At 69.7% G+C, this 23,187-nt stretch carries 23 protein-coding genes; 9 read left to right on the forward strand and 14 right to left on the reverse strand.

Annotated features, from left to right (window positions below; translation table 11 throughout):
• Positions 1 to 164: 164 nt before the first annotated feature.
• On the reverse strand, positions 165 to 1,154 hold the full coding sequence (locus V8J36_RS14480) for an asparaginase (protein ID WP_336468021.1): 990 nt from the start codon (positions 1,152 to 1,154) through the stop codon (positions 165 to 167).
• A gap of 152 nt (positions 1,155 to 1,306) precedes the next feature.
• On the opposite strand from V8J36_RS14480, the gene V8J36_RS14485 reads away from it, so the two are divergent.
• Complete coding sequence (locus V8J36_RS14485) at positions 1,307 to 2,338, forward strand: NADP-dependent oxidoreductase (RefSeq protein ID WP_336468022.1); 1,032 nt, start codon at positions 1,307 to 1,309, stop codon at positions 2,336 to 2,338.
• A gap of 61 nt (positions 2,339 to 2,399) precedes the next feature.
• Here V8J36_RS14485 and V8J36_RS14490 read toward each other — a convergent pair whose 3' ends face one another.
• The 5 genes from V8J36_RS14490 to V8J36_RS14510 form a co-directional block, all read right to left on the reverse strand.
• Positions 2,400 to 3,671: a TRAP transporter large permease gene (locus V8J36_RS14490; RefSeq protein WP_336468023.1), complete on the reverse strand. Its 1,272-nt coding sequence runs from the start codon at positions 3,669 to 3,671 to the stop codon at positions 2,400 to 2,402.
• 9 nt (positions 3,672 to 3,680) lie between these two features.
• A complete protein-coding gene (locus V8J36_RS14495) occupies positions 3,681 to 4,154 on the reverse strand; it encodes a TRAP transporter small permease (protein ID WP_336468024.1) in 474 nt (157 codons plus the stop codon).
• Between the two features lie 68 nt (positions 4,155 to 4,222).
• Positions 4,223 to 5,197 carry a C4-dicarboxylate TRAP transporter substrate-binding protein gene (locus V8J36_RS14500; protein WP_336468025.1) on the reverse strand — a complete coding sequence of 325 codons (975 nt, stop codon included), beginning with the start codon at positions 5,195 to 5,197 and terminating at the stop codon, positions 4,223 to 4,225.
• Positions 5,198 to 5,217: 20 nt separating this feature from the next.
• Complete coding sequence (locus tag V8J36_RS14505) at positions 5,218 to 5,910, reverse strand: FadR/GntR family transcriptional regulator (protein ID WP_336468026.1); 693 nt, start codon at positions 5,908 to 5,910, stop codon at positions 5,218 to 5,220.
• A gap of 100 nt (positions 5,911 to 6,010) precedes the next feature.
• Positions 6,011 to 6,904, reverse strand: a complete 894-nt coding sequence (locus V8J36_RS14510) for a GntR family transcriptional regulator (protein ID WP_336468027.1) — start codon at positions 6,902 to 6,904, stop codon at positions 6,011 to 6,013.
• 127 nt (positions 6,905 to 7,031) lie between these two features.
• Here V8J36_RS14510 and V8J36_RS14515 point away from each other — a divergent pair, with 127 nt between their 5' ends.
• Genes V8J36_RS14515 through V8J36_RS14525 form a run of 3 tightly spaced genes read left to right on the forward strand, consistent with a single transcriptional unit; the run spans position 7,032 to position 10,640 of the window.
• Complete coding sequence (locus V8J36_RS14515) at positions 7,032 to 8,024, forward strand: zinc-binding alcohol dehydrogenase family protein (RefSeq protein WP_336468028.1); 993 nt, start codon at positions 7,032 to 7,034, stop codon at positions 8,022 to 8,024.
• Positions 8,017 to 9,114, forward strand: a complete 1,098-nt coding sequence (locus V8J36_RS14520; protein WP_336468029.1) for a mannitol dehydrogenase family protein — start codon at positions 8,017 to 8,019, stop codon at positions 9,112 to 9,114. The genes V8J36_RS14515 and V8J36_RS14520 overlap by 8 nt, the downstream gene beginning before the upstream one ends.
• The gene (locus tag V8J36_RS14525; protein ID WP_336468030.1) at positions 9,111 to 10,640 is read left to right on the forward strand and encodes a UxaA family hydrolase; all 1,530 of its coding nucleotides are present in this window, start codon (positions 9,111 to 9,113) and stop codon (positions 10,638 to 10,640) included. Before V8J36_RS14520 ends, V8J36_RS14525 begins: the two co-directional genes overlap by 4 nt.
• Positions 10,641 to 10,714: 74 nt before the next feature.
• Here V8J36_RS14525 and V8J36_RS14530 read toward each other — a convergent pair whose 3' ends face one another.
• From V8J36_RS14530 to V8J36_RS14540, 3 genes are all read right to left on the reverse strand, one after another.
• A complete protein-coding gene (locus V8J36_RS14530) occupies positions 10,715 to 11,617 on the reverse strand; it encodes a sugar kinase (protein ID WP_336468031.1) in 903 nt (300 codons plus the stop codon).
• Between the two features lie 88 nt (positions 11,618 to 11,705).
• Entirely contained in the window at positions 11,706 to 13,040 is a 1,335-nt protein-coding gene (locus V8J36_RS14535; protein ID WP_336468032.1) for a sigma-54-dependent transcriptional regulator, read from the reverse strand.
• A complete protein-coding gene (locus V8J36_RS14540) occupies positions 13,037 to 14,725 on the reverse strand; it encodes a sensor histidine kinase (protein ID WP_336468033.1) in 1,689 nt (562 codons plus the stop codon). The genes V8J36_RS14535 and V8J36_RS14540 overlap by 4 nt, the downstream gene beginning before the upstream one ends.
• 200 nt (positions 14,726 to 14,925) lie before the next feature.
• On the opposite strand from V8J36_RS14540, the gene V8J36_RS14545 reads away from it, so the two are divergent.
• The 3 genes from V8J36_RS14545 to V8J36_RS14555 all read left to right on the forward strand — a co-directional run bounded on the left by V8J36_RS14545 (position 14,926) and on the right by V8J36_RS14555 (position 19,207).
• Positions 14,926 to 16,287 (forward strand): dicarboxylate/amino acid:cation symporter, encoded by a 1,362-nt coding sequence (locus V8J36_RS14545; RefSeq protein WP_336468034.1) that lies wholly within the window; start codon positions 14,926 to 14,928, stop codon positions 16,285 to 16,287.
• A 136-nt stretch (positions 16,288 to 16,423) separates the two neighbouring features.
• On the forward strand, positions 16,424 to 17,650 hold the full coding sequence (locus V8J36_RS14550; protein WP_336468035.1) for an amidohydrolase family protein: 1,227 nt from the start codon (positions 16,424 to 16,426) through the stop codon (positions 17,648 to 17,650).
• 114 nt (positions 17,651 to 17,764) lie between these two features.
• Complete coding sequence (locus tag V8J36_RS14555; RefSeq protein ID WP_336468036.1) at positions 17,765 to 19,207, forward strand: sugar porter family MFS transporter; 1,443 nt, start codon at positions 17,765 to 17,767, stop codon at positions 19,205 to 19,207.
• Between the two features lies 1 nt (position 19,208).
• Here V8J36_RS14555 and queE read toward each other — a convergent pair whose 3' ends face one another.
• Genes queE through queC form a run of 3 tightly spaced genes read right to left on the reverse strand, consistent with a single transcriptional unit; the run spans position 19,209 to position 20,978 of the window.
• Positions 19,209 to 19,913 (reverse strand): 7-carboxy-7-deazaguanine synthase QueE, encoded by a 705-nt coding sequence (gene queE, locus V8J36_RS14560; RefSeq protein WP_336468037.1) that lies wholly within the window; start codon positions 19,911 to 19,913, stop codon positions 19,209 to 19,211.
• On the reverse strand, positions 19,910 to 20,263 hold the full coding sequence (locus V8J36_RS14565; RefSeq protein ID WP_336468038.1) for a 6-pyruvoyl trahydropterin synthase family protein: 354 nt from the start codon (positions 20,261 to 20,263) through the stop codon (positions 19,910 to 19,912). Before V8J36_RS14565 ends, queE begins: the two co-directional genes overlap by 4 nt.
• Positions 20,256 to 20,978 carry a 7-cyano-7-deazaguanine synthase QueC gene (gene queC / locus V8J36_RS14570; protein ID WP_336468039.1) on the reverse strand — a complete coding sequence of 241 codons (723 nt, stop codon included), beginning with the start codon at positions 20,976 to 20,978 and terminating at the stop codon, positions 20,256 to 20,258. Before queC ends, V8J36_RS14565 begins: the two co-directional genes overlap by 8 nt.
• A gap of 172 nt (positions 20,979 to 21,150) precedes the next feature.
• On the opposite strand from queC, the gene V8J36_RS14575 reads away from it, so the two are divergent.
• Both V8J36_RS14575 and aroQ read left to right on the forward strand, forming a co-directional pair.
• Complete coding sequence (locus tag V8J36_RS14575) at positions 21,151 to 21,330, forward strand: hypothetical protein (protein ID WP_336468040.1); 180 nt, start codon at positions 21,151 to 21,153, stop codon at positions 21,328 to 21,330.
• Between the two features lie 96 nt (positions 21,331 to 21,426).
• The gene (gene aroQ / locus V8J36_RS14580) at positions 21,427 to 21,867 is read left to right on the forward strand and encodes a type II 3-dehydroquinate dehydratase (protein ID WP_336468041.1); all 441 of its coding nucleotides are present in this window, start codon (positions 21,427 to 21,429) and stop codon (positions 21,865 to 21,867) included.
• 42 nt (positions 21,868 to 21,909) lie between these two features.
• Here aroQ and V8J36_RS14585 read toward each other — a convergent pair whose 3' ends face one another.
• On the reverse strand, positions 21,910 to 22,404 hold the full coding sequence (locus V8J36_RS14585; protein WP_336468042.1) for a flavin reductase: 495 nt from the start codon (positions 22,402 to 22,404) through the stop codon (positions 21,910 to 21,912).
• A 36-nt stretch (positions 22,405 to 22,440) separates the two neighbouring features.
• A complete protein-coding gene (locus V8J36_RS14590; protein WP_336468043.1) occupies positions 22,441 to 23,037 on the reverse strand; it encodes a malonic semialdehyde reductase in 597 nt (198 codons plus the stop codon).
• Positions 23,038 to 23,187 lie beyond the last annotated feature (150 nt).

Genomic DNA, 23,187 nt, shown 5'->3' on the forward strand with positions numbered 1-23,187 from the left:
AAGTGTCTGATGACGCTCCGTTTCGGAGACCTAGTTAGCAGTTGCGGCGAAGATGCGACCGCGGTTGGACATATTCGCGTACGAATGAAATCGCTGGTTGTGCACAGCAGTGCGCGCGACCGCCCCGGAGGAAGTCTGCGCCGGAACTCTCGTGGAATTGCGGATCAGGCCTCGGCCGCGAAGGCCGCCGCGATCTGGCCCCGATCGGCCCCGCGACGCAGCAGCAGCAGCAGCAGCAGCCGCGCCTTGACCGGGTCGAGCAGCCCCGCCGGGACCAGCCCGCGGCCGATCAGGTCGATCTCGGAGCCGGGATAGCCATAGGTCGAGGTCAGCACCGCGCCGCCGCCCGAACGGCTGGTCAGGATCACCGGCACCCGCGCGACGGCATCGGCCAGCGCGGCGACCGCATCCGGCGCGGCATGGCCGCCGCCGACCCCGGCCAGCACCAGCCCGTCGAAGCCCGCGTCGAGCGCGGCGCGGATCAGCTCGCCCCGGTCGCCCATGCCGATGGTCAGCAGCGCGACCTTCGGCGCCGGATCGACCGCCGCCGCGGGCAGCGGCAGAGCGCTGCGGTCCGGGCGCAGCGGCAGCACCGCCCGTCCCTCGTTCAGCCAGCCCACCGGCCCGAGCGAGGGCGAGACGAAGGCCGCGGTCGAGGTCGTGTGCCGCTTCTGCACGAAGCGCGCGGCGTGGATCTCGTCGTTCATGACCACCAGCACGCCCATCCCGCGCGCCGCGGGGCTGGCCGCGACGGTGACCGCCGCCAGCAGGTTCGCCGGCCCCTCGGCCCCGGCCATCGACGGGTTGCGCATCGCCCCCGTCACCACGACCGGCAGGCCCGGCGCCAGCAGGCGGTCGAGGACGAAGGCCGTCTCTTCGATCGTGTCGGTGCCCTGTGTGACGACGACGCCGGTCAGGCCCGGGCCGCGCTCGGCGATCAGGCCGGCCAGCGCCTCGATGTCGTCCAGCGTCAGATGCGCGCTGGGCAGCAGGCGCCAGCTCATCGCCTCGACCTCGGCCACGGCGGACAGGCCCGGCACCGCGGCGACCAGCGCCTCGGCCGACAACTTGGGCACCACGCCCGGTGCCGCGCCGGGCGCCATCGCGATCGTGCCGCCCAGACCGATCACCAGCACCTTCGCCCGTTCCGTCATCGCCGCTCTCCCATGTCCTGCGTCGCGGTTCCTACCCGCAGCCGCGCCACCGCGCAACGCTTCGGGCGGGACGCGACGTAGGGCTGGCCTGCGGCCGCGACGCGGGCCTAGCGTTCGCCACGCCCCAAGCCCCGAAGCCCGAGGAGCCGCCGATGCCCCGTTCCGTCCCCACCCCCAGCCTGCCGCCGCAGAACCGGCAGGTGCTGCTGGTCAATCGCCCCACCGGCATCGCCGCGCCCGAGGATTTCCGCATCGAAAGCGCGCCGGTGCCGGAACCGGCAGAAGGGCAGATCCTCGTGCGCAATCTCTACCTCTCGGTCGATCCGGCGCAGCGCGGCTGGGCGGCGGACGTGGCGAACTATTCCGGGCCGGTGCCGCTCGGCACGCCGATGCGGGCGCTGGCGGTGGCGGTGGTGCTGGCCTCGCGCAGTCCCGAACTGGCCAAGGGCGAGATCGTCTATGGCTTCTTCGGCTGGCAGGACTATGCCGCGGTGCCGCCGTCCGCCGTGCTGCACCGCTGCCGCGAGGACCTGCCGCTGGAAGCCTTCGGCAGCCTCCTGGGCATCAACGGCATCACCGCCTGGGTGGCGCTGACCGCGCTCGGCCGCCCGCAGGCGGGCGAGACGCTGCTGGTTTCGACCGCGGCGGGCTCGGTCGGCGGCTTCGTGGGACAGATCGGCAAGGCGATGGGCTGCCGCACCATCGGGCTGACCAGCAGCCCGGCCAAGATCGAGGCCTGCCTGACCGAGTTCGGCTATGACCACGCGCTCGACTACCGCGCGCCGGACCTCGCCGGGCGGCTGCAGGCCGCGGCCCCCGACGGCATCGACATCTATTACGACAACACCGGGGGCAGCATCCTCGACACCGCCCTGCGGCAGATGCGGGTCGCGGGGCGGATCGTGCAATGCGGCACCGCCTCTGTCGCCAGCTGGGCGCCGCCGCCGACCGGCCCGCGCAACGAACGCGAGATCCTGACACGGCGCCTGATCTGGTCGGGCTTCGTCGTCTTCGACCACATGGCCCGCTGGGCCGAGGCCGCGGCGGCGCTGACCGGGATGGCCCATGCCGGCACGATCCGCTGGAAGACCGACCTGCAGGAGGGGATCGAGGCGGCGCCGGGGGCGCTGGCCCGGCTCTACGCCGGGCAGAACGAGGGCAAGTCGCTGATCCGGCTGGCCTGAAACGGCAGACGCCCGGTGCGGCCAGGCACCGGGCGTCGCGTCGTTCCCAGGGCGTGCGCCGTCAGATCAGCGCCAGCGACAGGAACGGGATGTAGGTGACCATCACTAGCGCCAAGAAAATCGCGAGCAGGAACGGCCAGCCGTCGCGGACGAACTCGACGATCGAGACCCGCGTCAGGTTGCAGACCAGCAGCAGCACCGTCCCCACCGGCGGCGTCAGCGTGCCGATCGACAGGTTCAGGATCATGATCAGCCCGAAATGCACCGGATCGATGCCCAGCTGCAGCACCACCGGCTTCAGCAGCGGCACGAGGATGATCATCAGCGCCGTGCCCTCGATGAACATCCCCAGCACCAGCAGCAGCAGGTTGATCGCCGCAAGGAAGACATAGGGGTTCGTCGTCAGCCCGGTGATGAACTCGGCCATGCCGATCCCGGCCCGCTCCAGCGAGAAGATCCAGGCCAGCGCCGAGGAGGTCATGATCACCAGCAGTACCGCGGCGGTCTGCCGCGCCGTCTCGGTCAGGGCCGAGGTCACGTCGCGCATCTTCATCTCGCGATAGACGAACAGGCCGATGATCAGCGTGACGATGGTGGCGATGGCGCCGGCCTCGGTCGGGGTGAAGATCGCGAAACGGATGCCGCCGACGATCACCACGACAAGGAACAGCGCGGGCCAGGCGCCCAGCAGCGCGGTACCGGTCTCGGAAGCGGTCGGCCAGCTCTCGCGCGAGGGCTTGTAGCCATGCTTCTTGGCGACCGCCCAGACCGCGAACAGCAGCAGCACGCAGCACAGGATGCCCGGCAGGATGCCGGCGGCGAACATCGAGCCGATCGAGACGTCGGCGACCAGGCCATAGACGATCAGCGCGATCCCCGGCGGGATGATTGGGGTGATCAGCGACGAGCAAGCGGTGATCGCCGCGGCGATCGAGCGTTTGTAGCCCTGCTTCTCCATCTCGGGCACGATCATCCGGCACATCATCGCCGCGTCGGCGAGGTTCGAGGCCGAGATCCCGCCCATCAGCGTGGACAGCATTACGTTGGTGTGTCCGAGCCCGCCGGTCAGCCGCCCGACCAGCAGGTCGGCCAGCTTCAGCAGGCGGTTCGCGACGCCGGCCGAGCCCAGCAGCGTGCCCAGCAGCACGAAGAACGGGATCGCCAGCAGCGAGGTGTTCTCGGCCGGGGACATGAAGCGCTGCACCGCGATGGCCAGCGGCACGTTCGAGAAGAAGACGAAATAGGCGACGATGCCCGCGAACATCGCCAGGTAGATGCGCATGTTCAGCATGAACATGGCGAGCATGATCGGGATGATGATGAACCAGCTCATGGTGTTGTCTCAGTGTCCGATCTGGTCGTCCGAGACGGGCTCGGGGGGGAAGAAAAGCTGGTGCAGGGTGACCGCCGCGGTGCCGATGGCGCCGACGACCACCGCGAGGTCGAGCCAGAACCACGAGACGCGCAGGATCTGCGTGCGCTTGAAGCTGGCGGTCTGCGCCAGTTGCCAGGCCAGCCAGGCCATCAGGATCAGCACCGCGATCGAGGCCAGCGCGACGAGAATGGTCATCACCCGGCGCGCGGTCGGCGGCAGCGCGATCACCACGAAGTCGATGGTCAGGTGCTGGCGGCGCCATTCGCAGGAGATGGCGCCCAGCATGACGATCCAGATCATCAGGATGCCAGAGGCCTCTTCGGTCCACTGGATCGGCGCGCCGACGACATAGCGCATGAAGACGGCGGCGGCGGTGATCGTCACGAGGATCGCGATCATCACCCCGCCAAGGGCCGAAGCGAGGCCGGCGATGTATTTCATCTGGGACTGTCCTGACAGGAAAGAGCCGCCGCCCGCGGGGGAGCGCGGGGCGGCGGCGGCGGGAGGGCTCAGTTGGTCAGTTGCGCCTGGATCTGGTCGTAGAGACCGGCCGACCAGTCGGGGAACTGGGTGTAGAAGGCCTTGGCCTTCTCCTTGAACGGCGCGAGGTCGGGATAGGTGATCTCGACGCCCTGCGCTTCCATGTCCGCGAGGATCTTCTTGTCCGCCTCGGCCGCCAGTTCCTGGCTGTAGAGGCCGGCTTCGCGACCGGTGTCCTCGAGCATCTTCACCACCTCGGGATCGAGGGTCGAGAAGAAGGCCTCGCCGCCCAGCCAGAGCGAGGTGTTGGTCAGGTAGCCGATCATCGACAGGTGCTTGGCCTGCTCGTGCAGCTTCTGGCCATAGAGCACCGGCAGCGGGTTTTCGACGCCGTCGATCACGCCCTGGGTCAGCGCCGGGTAGACGTCGCCCAGCGGCATCGGGGTGGCGGTGCCGCCCATCGCCTCGATCGCCTTGATCTGCATCGGGTTGTTCGGCGTGCGGATCTTCAGGCCCTTCATGTCATCCGGCGTCTCGACCTTGGTCTTGGTCAGCAGCTGGCGGGTGCCATAGAGGTAGTTCTTGATGACGATGTGGATGCCCTTGGCCTTCAGCTCTTCTTCCTTCTGCTTGAACCAGTCGGAATCATAGATCTGGAACAGCTTTTCCGGGCTGTCGGTCAGGTAGGGGCCGAAGAGGATGCCCAGGTCCGGGTCATAGTCGGTCAGGAATCCCACGTCGGCGATCGTGACGACGTTGACGCCCATCAGGCCCTGCTCGATCACGTCCTGCTTGGCGCCGAGCTGCGACGAGGGGTAGAGCTCGAGCGCGACCTTGCCCTCGGACTTCTCCTTCACCAGGTCGGCCCAGCGGTGCATCACGAGGTCGGCCGGTTCGCCCGGGTTGTTCTCGTAGGCGACCTTCACGGTCACGTCCTGCGCGGCCAGCGGGCCGGCCAGAAGCGCGGCCAAGGCGGCGGACAGGGTCAGGGCAGTCAGTTTCATCGGTATCCTCCCGAGGATGGTCAGGGTTGGACGGTCCCGCTGCGCGCCTTCATCATGGCGAGCACCGAGCCCGAATGGTCGAAATGGATGTCGAGCGCCTTGGCCAGGGCGACGCGGTCGCGGGCCTTCAGCGCCTCGATGATGCTGTTGTGCTGGGCGACGGCGGCCTCGGTGTCGGGGCGCTGCGACTTGCCGACCTCGAGGTAGAAGCGCAGCGTCACCGCCATCACGCGGTACATGCGCAACAGCACGTCGTTGCGCGAAGCCTCCACCAGCCCGAGGTGGAAGTCGTAATCGTGCCCCGCGGCTTCCGAGACGGTTACCGCCTCGCCCATCCGGCGATTGGCCTCTTCCATCCGCGCGATCACCTCGGCATCCGCGCCCTCGGCGGCATAGCGCGCCGCCCCGGTCTCGACGATGCGGCGGAAGTTCAGCACATCCTCGAGCTTGCCGGGACTGGCGTCGAAATGCTGGGTAAAGACCTCGAAGATCGGGTCGAAATCGGGCTCGCGCACCTTGGCGCCGCGCTTGGTCTTCTCGATCAGCCCGAAGGCCTCGAGATGGATCATCGTCTCGCGGATGGTGTTGCGGGCCACGCCGAAGCGCTCGGCCAGATCGCGCTCATTCGGCAGGTAGTCCCCTGCCGCATAGAGCGTGACGATCTCGCGGCGCAGCACGCCCCTCACGTCCTCGACGGCTGAAACTCCGGCCAAACCCCGCCCTCCTCCGGCGCCTTTGGTTCTGTGGTTGGACCAAACTATGGGATGACAGGGGCGGAAGTCAATCGCCCCACGCATGGCGGCCATGCAGAAATCAGGAATCTGTCCAGATTACAGAGGCTAAGAGGGTGCGCCGCGCGGTCGCCAGATGCCGATCCAGCGCCGCCATCGCGGCCGGGGCATCCCCGCGCCGCACCGCATCGAGAATCACCAGATGCTCGGCGGCCGCATCGCGGTTGCGGCCGACCTCGTCCTTCTTGTTCCACAGGTAGTGGTAGTGGACGATGATCGCGATGGTGCGGCTGAAGTCCGCGATGAAGCGGTTGCGCGCCCCGGCGCAAATCCAGGCGTGGAAGCGCGCGTCAAGCTCGGGGAAGGCCAGCGCCTCGTCCTCGCCGCCCCCGATCACCGCGCGATGCGCCTCGGCCAGCAGCTCGAGCCGCTTGAGCAGGTCCGGGTCCGGCTCGGCGATCAACCGGTCGAGCGCGCGACGCTCGAACATCAGGCGCACGTCGAACATCTCTTCGGCGAAGGCGCGGGTGAAGCCCTTCAGCACCCAATGGCGGTTCGGCGTCTTCTCGATCAGGCCGAAGGGCTCGAACCGGATCAGGAACTCGCGCACCGCGGCCAGCGGCACGTCGAACTGCCGCGCCAGCTGCGTCTCGTTCAGCACCGTTCCCGGCGGCACGTCGCCCTGCAGCACCCATTGCAGGAACCGCTCCTCGATCAGCGCATGGCTGCCGCGGGTCTCTTCGACATCGAAGTAATCCGCGGGCGAAGGCGCGCGCAGCAGCCGCTTCTCGCGCCCGTCCCAGGCCAGCACCCCCGCCCCCGCCAGATGCGACAGCACCGCGCGCACCGTGGTGCGGCTGGCGTCGAGCGCCTGCGCAAGCTCGGCCTCGGACCCCAGCGCCTCGGCCCCGCCCGCCGCCAGCCGGTCGAGCAGCCGGTTCACCTGCGCCTTGAACAGCCGGTTGTCGCGCGCCATCGCGAAGGCCTCCTGACCGCGTTTCGGGGGATCGTCGAAACGCCGCTTGAAAGCGTTTGACGGTGAAAGTATTTATTCAATAAAGAACCGAACACGTCCTGACAACTGCACCAAAGGCCGAAGCGACATGACCGAGATGAAGGCGCTGCTCTGTGTTGAGCCCGGAAAGCTGGAGCTGACCTCGCGTCCGCGCCCCGAATCGAAGCCGGGCCATGTCCGGGTCAAGGTCGGCCACATCGGCATCTGCGGCACCGACTACCACATCTACGGCGGCCACCAGCCGTTCCTCGCCTATCCCCGCGTCATGGGCCACGAACTGTCGGGCCGCGCGATGGAGGCCAGTTCCGACGGCACCATCGCCGTGGGCGATCTCGTGGTGGTGAACCCCTACCTGACCTGCGGCACCTGCCGCGCCTGCGCGAACGGCAAGCCGAACTGCTGCGAGGCGATCGCGGTGCTCGGCGTGCACACCGACGGCGGCATGTGCGAAGAGATCGTCGTCCCCGAGGGCAACCTCTACCCGGCGACCGGCCTGACCGACACCGCCGCCGCGATGGTCGAATTCCTTGCCATCGGCGCGCATGGCGTGGCGCGGGCGCGGATCCGCAAGGGCTCGTCGGCGCTGATCGTCGGCGCCGGCCCGATCGGCCTTGGTGCCGCGATCTTCGCCGCCATCGACGGGGCCGAGGTCACGCTGCGCGACAGCTCGCCCGACCGCCTGAAGCTCGCGCAGTCGGTGCTGCCCGAGGCCCGCTGCGAACTGGTGGGCGAGGAACAGCCCGGCGCCTATGACACGGTCTTCGACGCCACCGGCAACATCCACGCGATGAACGCCGGCCTGAACTGGGTCGGGCACGGCGGCGCCTATGTGCTGCTGTCGGTCGTGAAGGGCGACCTCAGCTTCGCCGACCCCGAATTCCACAAGCGCGAGACCACGCTCTTCGCCTCGCGCAATGCGTTGAAGTCGGACTTCGAGCACGTGATGGCCTGCATCCGCGACGGTCGCGTGCCGGTCGACAAGCTCGCCAGCCATGCGACCAGCTTCGAGGACGCGGTGACCAACCTGCCGCTCTGGGCCGGCGACCGCGGCACGCTCATCAAGGCGATCATCCGTGTCTGACGTGACCCCGATCCTGCAATTCGGCACCTCGCGCTTCCTGCAGGCGCATGCCGACCTGTTCTTCGCCGAGGCCGGGACTCCAGTCGCGGTCACCGTCGTGCAAAGCTCGGGCGATGCCGCGCGCGCCGGCCGCCTTGGCGCGCTGGCCGCGCCGGACGGCTACCCGGTGCGGATCCGCGGGATCGAGAATGGCCGGACGCTGGATGAAGAGCGCCGCGTGACCTCGGTCAAGCGCACGCTGTCCACCGCGACGGACTGGGACGCGCTCTGCGCGCTGGCGGCCTCCGAGGTCACCGCGATCCTGTCGAACACCGGCGACCGCGGCTATCTGCCGATGCCGGCCGACACCGCGCCCGCCTTCGACCAGGCGATGAGCTATCCCGCGAAGCTCTTCCACCTGCTGGCGCACCGGCAGGCGGCGGGCGGCGCGCCGCTGACCATCTACCCGATGGAGCTGGTGCCCGAGAACGGCCGCGTCCTGAAGGCCCGCGTGCTGGACATCGCCGCGGCCAACGGCGCGCCCGCCGCGCTGACCGACTGGCTCTCGGCCTGCGTCTGGGTCAACAGCCTCGTCGACCGCATCGTCTCGGCCCCGATCGAGCCCGCGGGCGCGGTGGCCGAGCCCTATGCGCTCTGGGCGGTCGAGGCGGGTCCGGGCGTCACCCTGCCCTGCGTCCACCCGGCGGTGCAGCTTGTTCCCGACCTCGAAGAGATCGAGCGTCTGAAGCTGCACATCCTGAACCTCGGGCACACGGCGCTGGCCGACCTCTGGGCCGCCGAGGGTGCCGACCCCGACCGCTTCGTGCGCCAGATGATGACCGGTCCCGCGCGCGAGACGCTGGATGCGATCTATGCCGAAGAGGTCCTGCCGGGCTTCGCGGCCAAGGGCTATGGCGACGAGGCCCGCGCCTATCTCGCCACCACGCTCGAGCGTTTCGAGAACCCGTTCCTCGACCACCGCGTCGCTGACATCGCCCAGAACCATCCCCAGAAGGTCGAGCGCCGCATCAAGGCCTTCACCGACTGGGTCGGAACCGCGGGGCCGGCCGTGCCGCGCCTGCAAGCCATCATCGAGAGAGCCACGTCATGAGCCAGCCTCCGATCCTGCCACATCGTGCAGCCAACGCGCCGATCTCGATGCACCTGAGCCCGGCCGACACCGTCGCCATCGCCCTGCGCCCGCTGAGCGCCGGCGAGACGGTCGAGGGCGTGACGCTGACCGACGACGTGGCGCTTGGCCACAAGTTCGCGGTGCGGGCGATGCCGGCGGGATCGGCGGTGGTGAAATACGGGCAGATCATGGCCGAGGCCAAGACCGACATCGCGCCCGGCCAGCATGTCCATGTCCACAATATCGGCATGTCGGAAACGCATTCGGACCTTTCGGACCAGCACGGCGTCACCCATGCCGTGCCCGCGCGCACGACCTTCGAAGGCTACCTGCGCCCCGATGGCCGCGTCGGCACCCGCAACTTCATCGGCATCCTCGCCTCGGTGAACTGCTCGTCGACCGTGTGCAACGCCATCGCCGATGCCGCGAACCGGATCCTGAAGCCGAAATACCCCAATATCGACGGCTTCGCCCCGATCGTGCACGACCAGGGCTGCGGCATGGCGAACCAGGGCGAGGGCTTCGACGCGCTCGTGCGCACGCTGAAGGGCTACCGCGACCATCCGAACTTCGGCGGCGTGCTGATCGTGGGCCTTGGCTGCGAGGTCAACCAGCTGACCCTCTACAAGCCCACCGACTGGACGAAGGAACGCTTCCTGTCCTTCAACATCCAGGAGGTCGGCGGGTCCTCCTCGGCCGTGCGCCGGGCGCTGGAGCTGCTCGACCCGATCGCGCGCGCCGCGAACGAGGACCGGCGGACGACCCAGCCGGTGTCGAAACTGACGCTGGGCATGCAATGCGGCGGCTCTGACGGGTTCTCGGGGATCACCGCGAACCCGGCGCTCGGCGTCGCCTCGGACATGCTGGTGGCGGCCGGCGGCACCTCGATCCTGTCGGAAACGCCCGAGATCTTCGGGGCCGAGCATCTGCTGATCGCCCGCGCCACGCCCGAGACCGGCGCGAAGATCACCGCGATGATCGATTGGTGGCGCGACTATGCCGACCGCAACGGCGCCTCGCTCGACAACAACCCCTCGCCGGGGAACAAGAAGGGCGGGCTGACCACGATCCTCGAGAAATCGCTGGGCGCGGTCGCGAAGGGCGGGCTTTCGCCGCTGTCGGGCGCCTTCGCCTATGCAGAGCGCATCGACGTGCCGGGCTTCGTCTACATGGACAGCCCCGGCTACGACCCGGTCGCGGCCACGGGGCAGGTTGCCTCGGGCGCGAACCTGATCGCCTTCACCACCGGGCGCGGCTCGTGCTTCGGCGCGAAGCCCGCGCCCTCGATCAAGCTCGCCTCGAACTCGACCCTCTATCGCCAGATGCACGAAGACATGGACATCGACTGCGGCGTCGTCGTGGACGAGGGCCTGAGCCTCGAGGAGATGGGCGCGCGGATCTATGACCTGCTGCTCGACACCGCCTCGGGCAAGCACACGAAATCGGAAGACTTCGGCTACGGCGACAACGAATTCGTGCCGTGGAAGATCGGCGCGGTGCTCTGAGCAGTGCTCTGAACCGGCATCCGCGTCACAGGCGCCCGGGCGACTCTCTCTCTCCCGCCCGGGCGACCCTCAGTTCAAAGCGCCGAGACCGGCATCAGCGCGCCGCGGTGCATCACCACCTTCATCGCCACGCCGTGGCCCCTCGCCACCGCCTCGGCCGCCGGCACTCCGGTCAGCCGCGCCGCCAGATAGCCGCCGTTGAAGCTGTCGCCGGCCCCGGTCGTGTCCACGGGCTTCACCCGCTCCATCGCCGGGATCTCGGACAGGCCCTGATCCGTGCCCAGCACCATCTCGGCGCCGCCGTTCTTCACCAGCACCTCGCCCGCCCCCAGCGCCAGATAGCGCCTGGCCGTGGCCTCGGGCGAGGCATCCCCGAACCAGTGCGCCTCGTCGTCATGCGAGGGCAGCACGATGTCGGCGCGACGCGCGGCCTCGGTCGTCGCCGCGCACATCGCCTCACCCGAGGGCCAGAGCTTCGGACGCAGGTTCGGATCGAACACCACCGTCTTGCCCGCGGCCCGCGCGCGCTCCAGCGCCGCGAACAGCGTCGCGCGCGCCTCGGGCGTCAGGATGCCGATGGTGATGCCCGAGAAATAGACGACATCCGCCGTCGCGAAGGCCGCGTCGAGCCGGGCGGGATCATCGGCCAGCGTCCGCGCGGCCGAGCTGTCGCGCCAGTAGGTGAAGCTGCGCTCGCCGTCCTTCAGGTCGATCATGTAGAGGCCGGGCACACGGGTCGGGTGCCGCGCGATCGCGCCGGTGCCGATGCCGGCCTGCGACAGGAAGTCCAGCATCGCGTCGGACAGCGGGTCGGTACCCACGGCGGTCAGGTAGTCGACCGACCAGTCCGCGGGCAGCAGCGCGCGCAGGTACCAGGCGGTGTTCAGCGTGTCGCCGGCAAAGCCGCTGCGCCACTGGCCGGGCTCTCCGGTGCCCGAAAGCTCCACCATGCATTCGCCGACGGACAGAACCTTCACCCTACACCTCCTGATCGTCATTCCTCCCCACGGTTCTAGACAAGCGGGGGGCAGGCACAAGGACGAAATCCCCTTGCGCGCAAGGCGTTCAGCCCCGGAAGTCAGAGGCGCGGATGCCGTGGCGGGCCAGCTTGTCGTAGAAGGTCTTGCGCGGCAGCCGCAGCCGCTCCATCGCCTGCGTGGCGTGGCCGCCCGCCAGCCGCAGCGCCTCGCGGATCAGCTCGGCCTCGTAGCCCGCGACCAGATCCGACAGGCCCGGCGCCTCGCCGCTGGCCGTGGCCTCGGGCGCCGAGGACAGGCCCAGCGCGACCACCTCGGCGAACTGGCGCAGCTCGCGCAGGTTGCCGGGCCAGCCATGCCCCGCCAGCCGCGCCTTGATCGCCACCGTCATCTCGGGCAGCGGCAGCGACAGGCGCTGGCAGGCCTCGACAAGGAAGCGGCGGAAGAGCGCGGGCAGATCCTCGCGCCGCGCGGCCAGCGGCGGCACGCTCAGCACCACGCCGGACAGGCGGTAATGCAGGTCGGGCAGGAACCGCCTCTCCTGCGCCATCCGGCCCAGATCCTCGCGCGCCGAGGCCAGCACCCGCAGGTCGAGCGGCCGCGGCGCTGCCGTCCCCGGCGGCCAGATCTCGCCCGCCTCGATCATCGCCAGCAGCCGCGGCTGCAGCGAGGGCGCCAGCCGGTCGATCCCCGACAGATAGAGCGTCCCGCGATGCGCGGCCTCGAGCCGCCCCTGCACCCGCCCGACCTGCCCCGTGGCGGCGCTGCCGGTCATCTCGACCTCGAAGCGCGCAGGGTCGAGCGTCGGGCAGTCGATGGTCACCAGCGCGCGGGCCCGGCGCGGGCTGTCGCGGTGCAGCGCCTCGGCCACCGGGGTCTTGCCGCAACCGGTGGGGCCAAGGATCAGCACCTCTGCCCCGGCCTCGGCCAGCCGCGCCACCGCACCGCGCAACGACCGCATCGCGGCGCTGTCGCCGGCCAGAAAGGGATCGACCGGCGCCGCCTCGCGCGCGGCGCGCTTCAGCGCGCGGTTCTCCATCACCAGCGCCCGCGCCGCGGTCGCGCGGCGCAGGGCCGCGATCAGGTCGTCGCGCGCGGCGGGCTTGGTCAGGAAGTCCCAGGCCCCGCCCTTCAGCGCCGCCACCGCCATCGGCACGTCGCCATGCCCGGTCAGCAGGATCACCGGCAGATCGGGATCGCGCCCCTGCAGTTCACGCTGCAATTCGAACCCGTCGATGCCCGGCATCCGCACATCGGACAGCACCACCCCGGGATAATCCGCCCCCAGCCCCTCGAGCGCGGCGCGCGGATCGGCGAAGGGCTCGACCGTGAAGCCCGCGCGGCGCAGCGACTGCACCTGCGCCGTCAGCAGGTCCTCGTCATCGTCGATCAGCCGCACCAGCGGTCCGGGGTCTTCGGTCATGGCGCGCGCCTCAGCGTCAGGCGGAACACCGCGCCCTGCCCCGGCACGGGGGGATCGGCGCGCAGATCGCCGCCGAACTCGCGGGCGATCTCGCGCGCGATCACCAGCCCAAGGCCAAGCCCGCCCGGCTTGGTGGTGGCGAAGGGCGTGAACAGCCGCTCGGCCTGCGCGGGGTCGAGCCCCGGGCCATTGTCGGCCAGCGTCACCGTCACCGCATCGTCGCCTGCCTCGACCCCCAGCCGGATCCACGGCCGCGGCTGGCCGCCCTGTGCCTCTTCGGCATTCTGCAAGAGGTTCACCAGCACCTGCTCCAGCCGCACCGTCTCGGCCATCACCCGCAGGCCGGGGTCGATCGGCGCCAGCTCCAGCGGGATGTCGCCCGAACGCCGCCGGCTTTCGGTCAGCAGGAGCGAGGCCTTCACCGCCTCGGCCAGCGAGACCTGCGTGATCTCGCCGGTGGCCTTGCGGGCGAAATTGCGCAGCTCGGTGGTGATCTGCGCGATCCGCGACGTCATCCGCACGATGGTCGCCAGATTGCCGCTGACCTCGGGATCGCCCTCGTCCCCCAGCACGTCGAGCCCGGTTTCCGCCAGCACCCGGATCGTCGCCAGCGGCTGGTTGACCTCGTGCGCGACACCCGCCGCGGTCTGGCCCAGCGCGGCCAGCTTGTTGGCCTGCACAAGATCCGCCTGCAATTCGGCCAGCCGCCGCTCGGCCGCGCGGCGTTCGTGCATCTCGGCCGACAGCGCCTCGGTCCGCTCGGCCACCGCGCGTTCCAGATCGTCGCGATACTGCCGCTCGGCCGCCTGCCGCCGCTCGGCCCGGCGCCGCGCGCGGCTGGCCTGCCCGATCCCCAGCGCCCCCAGCCCCAGCGCCAGCCCGACGCCGCCGGTGGTCAGCGCCGCGGTCTCCAGCGCCGGCGCGCCCGAGACCTCCTGCACCAGCCGCCAGTCCGCGCCCTCGACCGGCACCGCGACCGACAGATGGTCGCCCTGCGACGCGGGCATCGGCGCGAAACGTTCGGACGGGCGGCTCGACAGCAGCACGGTTCCGCCCATGTCCGTCACCCGGGTGCGGTCGCGGCTTGCGGCCCAGGCGGCCTCGACCGCGTCGAACTCGACCTTCACCACCACCACCCCGATCGCGCCCGAGCCGTCGCGCACGTCATGCGACAGGTACAGACCCGGCCGGTTGCTGACCGTCCCCAGCGCGAACTGCAGCGCGGTGCCCGAGGTCATCGCCGCGCGGAAATAGTCGCGGAAGCTGTAGTCCTGCCCGACGAAGGACCCCGGCTCGTCGAAGTTCGAGGCCGAGATCGCCCGGCCCTGATCGTCGAGCAGGTAGATCACCGTGCTCTGCGTCTCGGCCTGCACCCGCTCCAGCTTGCGCGACACCGCCGCCCCGGTCTCGCGCGCGCCAAGCGCCGCGATCACCTCGCGGTCGTCGGCCAGGATCGCCGCCACCGCCCGCTGCTTGGCCAGGATCGAGTCGAGCGCCAGCGCCCGGATCCGCGCCGCCGCCTCGGTCTGCGCCCCAAGCCGGACCAGCGCCTGCCCGCGCGCCGCCGCGAAGACCGCCCCCAGCAGCACCAGCGCCGCGAGGCAAAGCCCAAGCCGCAGCACGAAGCGCCGCCGGGGGGGAAGGCGGCGGGACGAGGGGCGGTGGGAATCGGCGTCGCTGGGCATCTTGCCGCCATCCTACCCTGTGCGGATTTTCGCACCAGTCGAAATCGACCATGCGGATTTCCACACAAAATACTCCACCCCACCCCCTTCAAGAGCCATGAAATCAACGCATTGCCGGTTTGCGCCGCCTTTTTCACCTCTGTGACGCGGCTCTGTATGCTTTTCGACACGAAAGTGTCATCGCAGGTGGAGGAGCCTTCATGCAGATCGACCAGTCCGCCGTGGCGCGCAAGCCGCGCCCGTTCTACCGGCAGCTCTATTTCCAGGTTCTCTGCGCGATCACGCTCGGGGCGCTGCTGGGTCACTTCTATCCGCAGACCGGCGCTGCGATGAAACCCTTCGGCGATGCCTTCATCAAGCTGGTGAAGATGATCATCGCCCCGGTGATCTTCCTGACCATCGCCACCGGCCTCGCCGGCATGGGCTCGCTCAAGGGCGTCGGCTCGGTGGTGGGCAAGGCCTTCGCCTACTTCCTGACCTTCTCGACGCTCGCCCTGATCGTCGGCCTGATCGTCGCCAACGTCGTGCATCCCGGCGCGGGCATGAACATCGACCCGGCCACGCTCGACGCGACCGCGGTCAACGACTACGCCACCAAGGCGCATGAGACGACCGTCACCGGCTTCCTCATGGACATCATCCCGACGACGCTGGTCGGCGCCTTCACGCAGGGCAACATCCTGCAGGTGCTGTTCGTGGCGATCCTGTTCGGCATCGCGCTGATCCTGATCGGCGAGAAGGCCAAGCCCGTCGTGTCCTTCCTCGAGGCCGTCAGCCAGGCGATGTTCCGCGTCGTCGACATCCTGATGAAGGCCGCCCCGATCGGTGCCTTCGGCGCCTTCGCCTTCACCATCGGCAAATACGGCATCGGCTCGGTGGTGAACCTTGCCGCGCTGGTAGGCACCTTCTACCTGACCTCGCTGCTCTTCGTCTTCGTCGTGCTGGGCGCGGTGGCCCGTGCCAACGGCTTCTCGATCGTCAAGCTGATCGCCTACCTGAAGGCCGAACTGCTGCTGGTGCTGGGCACCTCGTCGTCGGAATCGGCGCTGCCCTCGCTGATGGAGAAGATGGAAAAGGCCGGCTGCGCGCGTCCCGTCGTGGGTCTCGTGGTCCCGACCGGCTACTCGTTCAACCTCGACGGCACCAACATCTACATGACGCTGGCCGCGCTGTTCATCGCCCAGGCGACGAACACCCACCTCGGCCTCGAAGAGCAGCTGCTGCTGATGGCGGTCGCGATGCTGTCGTCGAAGGGCGCCGCGGGCGTCACCGGTGCCGGGTTCATCACCCTCGCCGCCACGCTTTCGGTGGTGCCGACGGTGCCGGTCGCCGGCATGGCGATCATCCTCGGCGTCGACCGCTTCATGTCGGAATGCCGCTCGCTGACCAACTTCATCGGCAACGCGGTCGCCACGATCGTCGTCAGCCGCTGGCACGGCGCGCTGGACCGCGATGCCCTGAACGCGGCGCTGAACGGCGATGCCACGGCGACGGCCGCCCCGCATCGCGAGCTGAAGGGCGCCCCCGCCGGGCTGCGCCTGAACGAGGCCAGCGCCGACTGACACGGAACAGGGTCCTCCCCGACCCCGGCGGGCGCCCCCAGCGGGCGCCCGTCGTCTTTTCCCCGCAGCCTTTTCAACAGGCTGGACATCGCCGCGCCGCTGCCCGAAGCATCGGGCAAGCAGACAGGACGGCGCCATGACCCTCGACCTCGTGATCCGGCAGGCCCGGATCGACGGCCACACCCTCCCGATGGACATCGGCATCGCCGGCAGCCACATCGCCGCGATCGCGCCGCGGATCGACAGCCCGGCCCCCGAACGCGCGGCAGGCGGCCAGCTTCTGATCCGCGGCTTCACCGACAGCCATCTGCATCTCGACAAGGCCTGCCTGATGGACCGCGCCGCGAACCCGGCGGGCACGCTGGCCGGGGCCATCGCCGCAGTCAGCGCCGCCAAGCGCGACTTCACCGAGGCCGATGTCTACGCCCGCGGCGCGCGCGTGCTGGACATGGCGATCGGACAGGGCACCAACCTCGTGCGCACCCAGGTCGAGATCGACCCGACGATCGGCCTTGCGGGCTTCCGCGCGGTGCGGCGGCTGAAGGCGGACTATGCATGGGGGATCGACCTGCAGATCTGCGTCTTCCCGCAAGAGGGCCTGCTGAACCTGCCGGGGACCGAGGCGCTGCTGCGCCAGGCCCTGTCGGAGGGCGCCGACCTGCTGGGCGGCTGTCCCTATACCGACAGCGACCCCGCGGGGCAGATCGCGCTGCTGTTCGACATGGCGCGCGACATCGACGTGGATCTGGACTTCCACCTCGACTTCGACCTCGACCCCAGCTGGCGCCATCTCGACGAGGTCGCGCGCCAGACCGTCGCGCGGGGCTGGCAGGGCCGGGTTGCGGTCGGGCATGTGACCAAGCTCTCGGCGCTGCCGCCGGACCGGCTGGCGGAAAGCTTCGCTCTTCTGGCCGACGCCGGGATCGCGCTGACCGTGCTGCCCGCCACCGACCTCTTCATCACCGGCCGCGCCCATGACCACAACGTGCCGCGCGGGCTTGCCCCGGCGCATCGCGCGCAGGACTGCGGCGTCTGCGCGACCATCGCCACCAACAACGTGCTGAACCCCTTCACCCCCTTCGGCGACGGCTCGCTGTCGCGGATGGCGAACCTTTACGCCAACGTCTGCCAGCTGGGGTCCGAGGCCGATCTCGACCGCGCCTTCCGGATGGTGACCGATGCCCCCGCCGCGCTGCTGGGCCGCGCCCCGGCGATCGCCGAGGGCGCCCCCGCCGACCTCGTGCTGCTGCCCGCGCGCAACGGGGCCGAGGCGGTCGCGACCATCGCCCGCCCGCTCTGGGGGCTGAAGGCCGGGCGGCCCAGCTTCGACCACCCCGCGCCCCGCCTGCATCCGCCCGGCTGACGCGACGCAAGGCCCCGCGCCAGCCGCCGCCAAACCATTGACCGGGGCCGTGACCGGGCCATCTTGCGGCGAAACGGAACCCTCCTCCGCCTCCCCAATGGAAAGGATCCCCACGTGACCCTGACGACGCCCGCGACCGAGCGCGGGCGCGACGGCATCCTGTCGCGCCAACTCGTGCTCAGCACCGGCACCGCCGCCCTCGGCGGCTTCCTGTTCGGCTATGACAGCTCGATCATCAACGGCACCGTCGACGCGGTGCGCGACGAGTTCGGCCTGTCGGCCGCCGCGATCGGCTTCACCGTCTCCTGCGCGCTGCTGGGCGCGATGGTCGGCGCCTGGTACGCGGGCGTCTGCGCCGAACGGCTGGGACGGGTGCGCACCATGGTGGTGGCCGCGGTGCTGCTGGCGGTCTCGGCGCTCGGCTCGGGGCTGGCCTTCGGCGTCTGGGACTTGATCCTGTGGCGCGTCGTCGGCGGGGTCGGCGTTGGGTTCGCCTCGGTGATCGCGCCGGCCTACATCGCCGAGGTCTCGCCTTCGGAACACCGCGGGCGGCTGGGCACGCTGCAGCAGATGGCCATCGTGCTGGGGATCTTCCTCGCCCTTCTGGTCAGCGCGATCTTCGCGCGCATCGCCGGCGGCGCCGCGGGCGAGATGTGGATGGGCCTGACCGCCTGGCGCTGGATGTTCCTGTCGGAACTGCTGCCGGCGGCGCTTTACGGCCTGCTGGCGATGGGCCTGCCCGAAAGCCCGCGCTACCTGGTCGAGAAGAACCGGACCGAGGAAGCGCGCGAGATCCTGTCGCGCGTCGTCGGCATCGCCAGCCCCGCGCGGCTGGCCGAGAAGATCGAAGAGATCCGCGGCACCGTCAGCGCCGAGGCGCGCAAGTCCTTCCGCGACCTGACGGGGGGCCGCGCCTATTTCCTGCCGGTGGTCTGGCTCGGGATCATCCTGTCGGTGTTCCAGCAGCTCGTGGGGATCAACGTGATCTTCTACTACTCGACCACGCTCTGGCGCTCGGTCGGGTTCCAGGAAAGCGACAGCTTCCTGATCTCGGTCATCATGTCGATCACCAATGTCGCGGCGACGGTGGTGGCGATCCTGCTGATCGACTCGATCGGCCGGCGCAGGCTGCTGCTCTGGGGCTCGGCGCTGATGACGCTGAGCCTTGGCGCGATGGCCTGGTCCTTCAGCTATGCGGTGACCGAAGGCGGTGCCGTCAGCCTGCCGCAGCCCTGGGGCACGGTGGCACTGGTCGCGGCCAATGTCTTCATCATAGGCTTCGGCGCCAGCTGGGGCCCCGCGGTCTGGGTGCTGCTGGGCGAGATGTTCCCGAACCGGATCCGCGGCATGGGTCTCGGTCTTGCCGGGGCCGCGCAATGGCTGGCGAATTTCGTGGTCTCGACGACCTTCCCGATCCTCGCCGCCGTCGGCCTCGACCTGGCCTATGCGCTCTACGCGCTCAGCGCGCTGGTCTCGTTCTTCTTCGTCTGGCGGCTGGTCGAAGAGACCAAGGGCCGCAGCCTCGAGGAGATGGCGCTGGCGCACGAGCGGCGCTGAGCTACACCCCGCGCCGGTTGCCCCAGATCAGCACATGCATCTGGGGCAGCACCCGCGGCCGGAACCAGCGCGCCTCCGTCACCGCCTCGACCAGCCACAACAGCCGGTCGGCCAGCCGCTGCGGATCGACCGGCAATTCCGGGTCGACCTCGGGATTGCCGGGCTGCAGGAACAGGGGCAGGTCCGGATAGCGCTCGGCCACCCCGCGCGCCCAGTCGAAATCCGCGCGGTCGAAGATCACCATCTTCAGCGCCTTCGGCGCCGCGCCAGAGGCCGCAAGACAGGCGTCGAAGGCCGCCCAGTCCGGGCTCTCGCCACTCGACGGCGGCTTCGGGCTGAGGACCAGCATGGCAAGATCCGCGAACCACGGCTTCGCGACAGAGCCCTGCGTCTCGCAGGCGAAGCGATAGCCCTTGGCCCGCCCCAGCGCAATCAGTCCCGAGAAGTCCTGGATCGCCGGGTTCCCGCCCGAGATGGACACCGTCAGCGGCACCCCGCCCGACAGGCTCTCGACCTCGGCCCAGATCTCTTCGGGCTCCATCGCCGCCCATGTCGCGCGGAAGGCGCTGTCGACCGCGTGCAGGCTGTCGCACCACGAACAGCGATAATCGCAGCCGCCGGCGCGCACGAAGACCGTGGGCTCGCCGATCAGCGCGCCCTCGCCCTGCACGGTGGGGCCGAAGATCTCGGCGATGCGCAGGGTCACGGGCGATACTCCGACCAGGTCTTCGGCGTCTCGGACACCCGCACCGCCACCACCTCGGGCCAGCGCGCCGCCGCCCAGTCGTGGAAATGCTTCGCCAGCCGTTCTGCCGTGGGGTTGCCGTCCAGCACCTCGTTCAGGTGCCGGTGATCGAAGCTGTCGTCGATGTAGCGCTTCAGCGCCGACAGCTCGCGGTAGTCGCGCACGAAGCCCACCGCGTCGAGATCGGGCGCGGCAAGCTCGACCACCACGACATAGTTGTGCCCGTGCAACCGCGCGCAGGGATGATCCTCGGCCAGCCCGTGCAGCTGGTGCGAGGCCGAGAAGGCGAATTCCTTGGCGATCCTATACACGGCCCGTCTCCTGATCTTCTGCGGCCTTGCGCGCCACGGCCTCGGCCCAGAAATCGGGATCCTCGTAATCGGTCGGGTCCGCGACGCTGGCGATGTGGAAGGCCTCGCGCCGCTCGACGCAGGTACCGCAGCGCCCGCAGTGGCGTTCGCCGCCCTTGTAACAGGACCAGGTCTCGGCGAAGGGCGTGCCGACCGCGGCGCCGGCGGTGACGATGTCGGTCTTCGAGCGATGCACGAAGGGCGTCACCAGCCGCACATCGGCATAGCCGTCAAGCGCCGCGCGCTGCATGGCGTCGAAAGCCTCGGTGAAGGCCGGGCGGCAGTCGGGATAGATGAAGTGGTCGCCGCCATGCACGGCGGTCGCGACCGCACCGTCGCCCTGCGCCGCGGCGACGCCGAAAGCCACGGTCAGCATGATCGCGTTGCGGTTCGGGACCACGGTGATCCGCATGGTCTCTTCGCGGTAGTGCCCGTCGGGCACCGCCACATCGTCGGTCAGCGCCGAGCCGGTCAGCGCGGCACCGATCGCGCGCAGGTCGATCAGGTGGAAGGGCACGCCCAGCCGCGCGGCGGCGGCACGGGCGAAGTCGACCTCCTTCGCGTGGCGCTGGCCGTAGTCGAAGGAGACAAGGCGCGACAGCCGGCCTTCGGCCGCCGTGACATGGGCGAGCGACACCGAATCCAGTCCGCCGGAGCAGATGACGAGCGTTTTCATAGGGACCCTTGTTTTGTTACCCGGGTAGGCTGCGACCGGGGCGGCCCTTATAGGCGCGCGACGGCCCGGCGACAAGAGTGGCGACAAGAGCGGCCACAAGAGTGGCGCCACGGGCGGGAACCGGATCGCCCCTGCGCAGTTGGGGGCCAAGGACCATCCCGTGGAGGACACTATGAAACGTGGTATTCTGATCGTCGCCTGCCTTTCGGTCATCGGCCTTGCGGCCTGTGGCAACTCGAAGGGCATGCGTGTCGGCACCGGCGCGCTGATCGGTGGCGGTCTGGCGGCGGCGACGAACAACAACGTGGCGGCCGGCGCGGTTGCCGGCGGCGCGGTCGGCGCCCTGCGCTGAGCGCAAGCTTCGGCTTGGCAATCCGGCGACGTTGGGCAAAGGTCCGGCGTCGCCGCATCCGCTGACGGGCGCGGCTCCCAAACGCCGGATAGCCCCATGACGAAGCTCGTCTATGTCCTGAACGGACCCAACCTGAACCTTCTCGGCAAGCGCCAGCCGCATATCTACGGCCACGAGACGCTGGCCGATGTCGAACGCGACTGCACCGCCCTTGCCAGCGAACTGGGGCTCGAACTGCGGTTCCTGCAGTCGAACTGGGAAGGCCAGATCGTCGACTGGATCCACGAGGCGCGCGAAGCGGCCGTCGGCATCGTGATCAACCCCGCCGCCCTCACCCATACCTCTGTCGCGGTGCTCGACGCGCTGAACGCCTTCGAGGGGACGGTGATCGAGGTGCATATCTCGAACGTCCACAAGCGCGAGGCCTTCCGCCACCACTCCTATGTCAGCCTGCGCGCCGACGGCGTGATCGCCGGCTGCGGGACCGAGGGCTATCGGCTGGGCCTGCGCCGCGTCGCCACGCTCGCGCAGGGCTGAGGAACAGCCCGTCCCGCAGACAGCGCCCCTGCCGCGGCTGCGTCAGTCCAGCTCGTGGAACCTGCGGCCGAACCAGACGCTGGCGCGCAGGTCCTCGACCGACATCCGCACATCGACCACCCGGCAGAACAGCACCGAATGAGTCGCGACCTCGGCCCGTTCGCTCACCCGGCAGTCGAACGAGACCAGCGCCTCGTCCAGCATCGGGGCGCCGGTGATCCCGTCATGCCAGACCGACTGCGCGAAGCGGTCGGCCATCGGGGTCCTGCCGCCGAACAGCCGCGCAAGCTCGGCATAGCGCGGCCCGACGGTGTTGACGCAAAGCGACTGCGCGGCCCGGAACGCCGGCGCCACGGAGGAGCCGTTGTTGACGCAGACCAGCAGTGTCGGCGGCTGGTCCGAGACCGAACAGACGGCCGAGGCGGTGAACCCCACCGGCCCGGTCTCGGCCATCGTGGTCACGATGTTGACCGCCCCCGCCAGACGGGACATGCCGTCGCGGAACAGTTCGCGGGCGACGTGGTCTTCGGTCAGCATGGCGGTTCCTTCCAGAAAGGCGGCCGGGGGAAGCGGCTAGAGGATGCGGCAGGCATCGGCAAAGGCCAGCCGCGGCAGGCGCGCCTGCACGCCCGCCGGATCACCATAGCCGATATTGACCATGAAGTTCGGCTCCCAGCCGGTGCCGTCAAGGAATTCGCGGGCGACCCCCGCGGCATCGAAGCCCGACATCGGCCCGCAGTCCAGACCCATGGCCCGCGCCGCAAGGATCAGGTAGCCGCCCATCAGCGTCGAATTCCGCGCCGCGGTGTCGCGGATCTTCTCGGGCGAGCCGGTGAACCACGGCCGGGCGTCCACATGCGGGAACAGCTCGGGCAGCTTGTCGTAGAAGGCCATGTCCTGACAGACGATCACCGTCATCGGCGCAGCCATCGTCTTCGCACGGTTGCCCGAGGACATCAGCGGCTCGAGCCGCGCCTTGGCCGCGGGGCTTTCGATGAACAGAAGCCGCCCCGGCAGGCAGTTGGCCGAGGTCGGCCCCATCTTCACCGCATCCCACAGCCGCTCGGCCGTGCCCGCGGGCAGCGGCCGCTCCGCCCAGGCGTTCTGGGTGCGGGCCTCTTGGAACAGGGCCGCAAGGGCCGCTTCGGACAGTGCCGGATCGATGCTCATCTCTTGCCTCTGCGCTGCGTCGCTCCTCGCTTACGACCGGCGCGACAGGGCCACAACCCATTTGCCGCCCCTGCGGCGCCGCAGGCCCGACACTTGGTCAAATCTGCCAGAGACGCGGCATTTTCCAGCAATAACAATCTCCGCAGCGGC

The organism is Frigidibacter sp. MR17.14 (assembly GCF_037095735.1).
Classification (GTDB): domain Bacteria; phylum Pseudomonadota; class Alphaproteobacteria; order Rhodobacterales; family Rhodobacteraceae; genus Frigidibacter.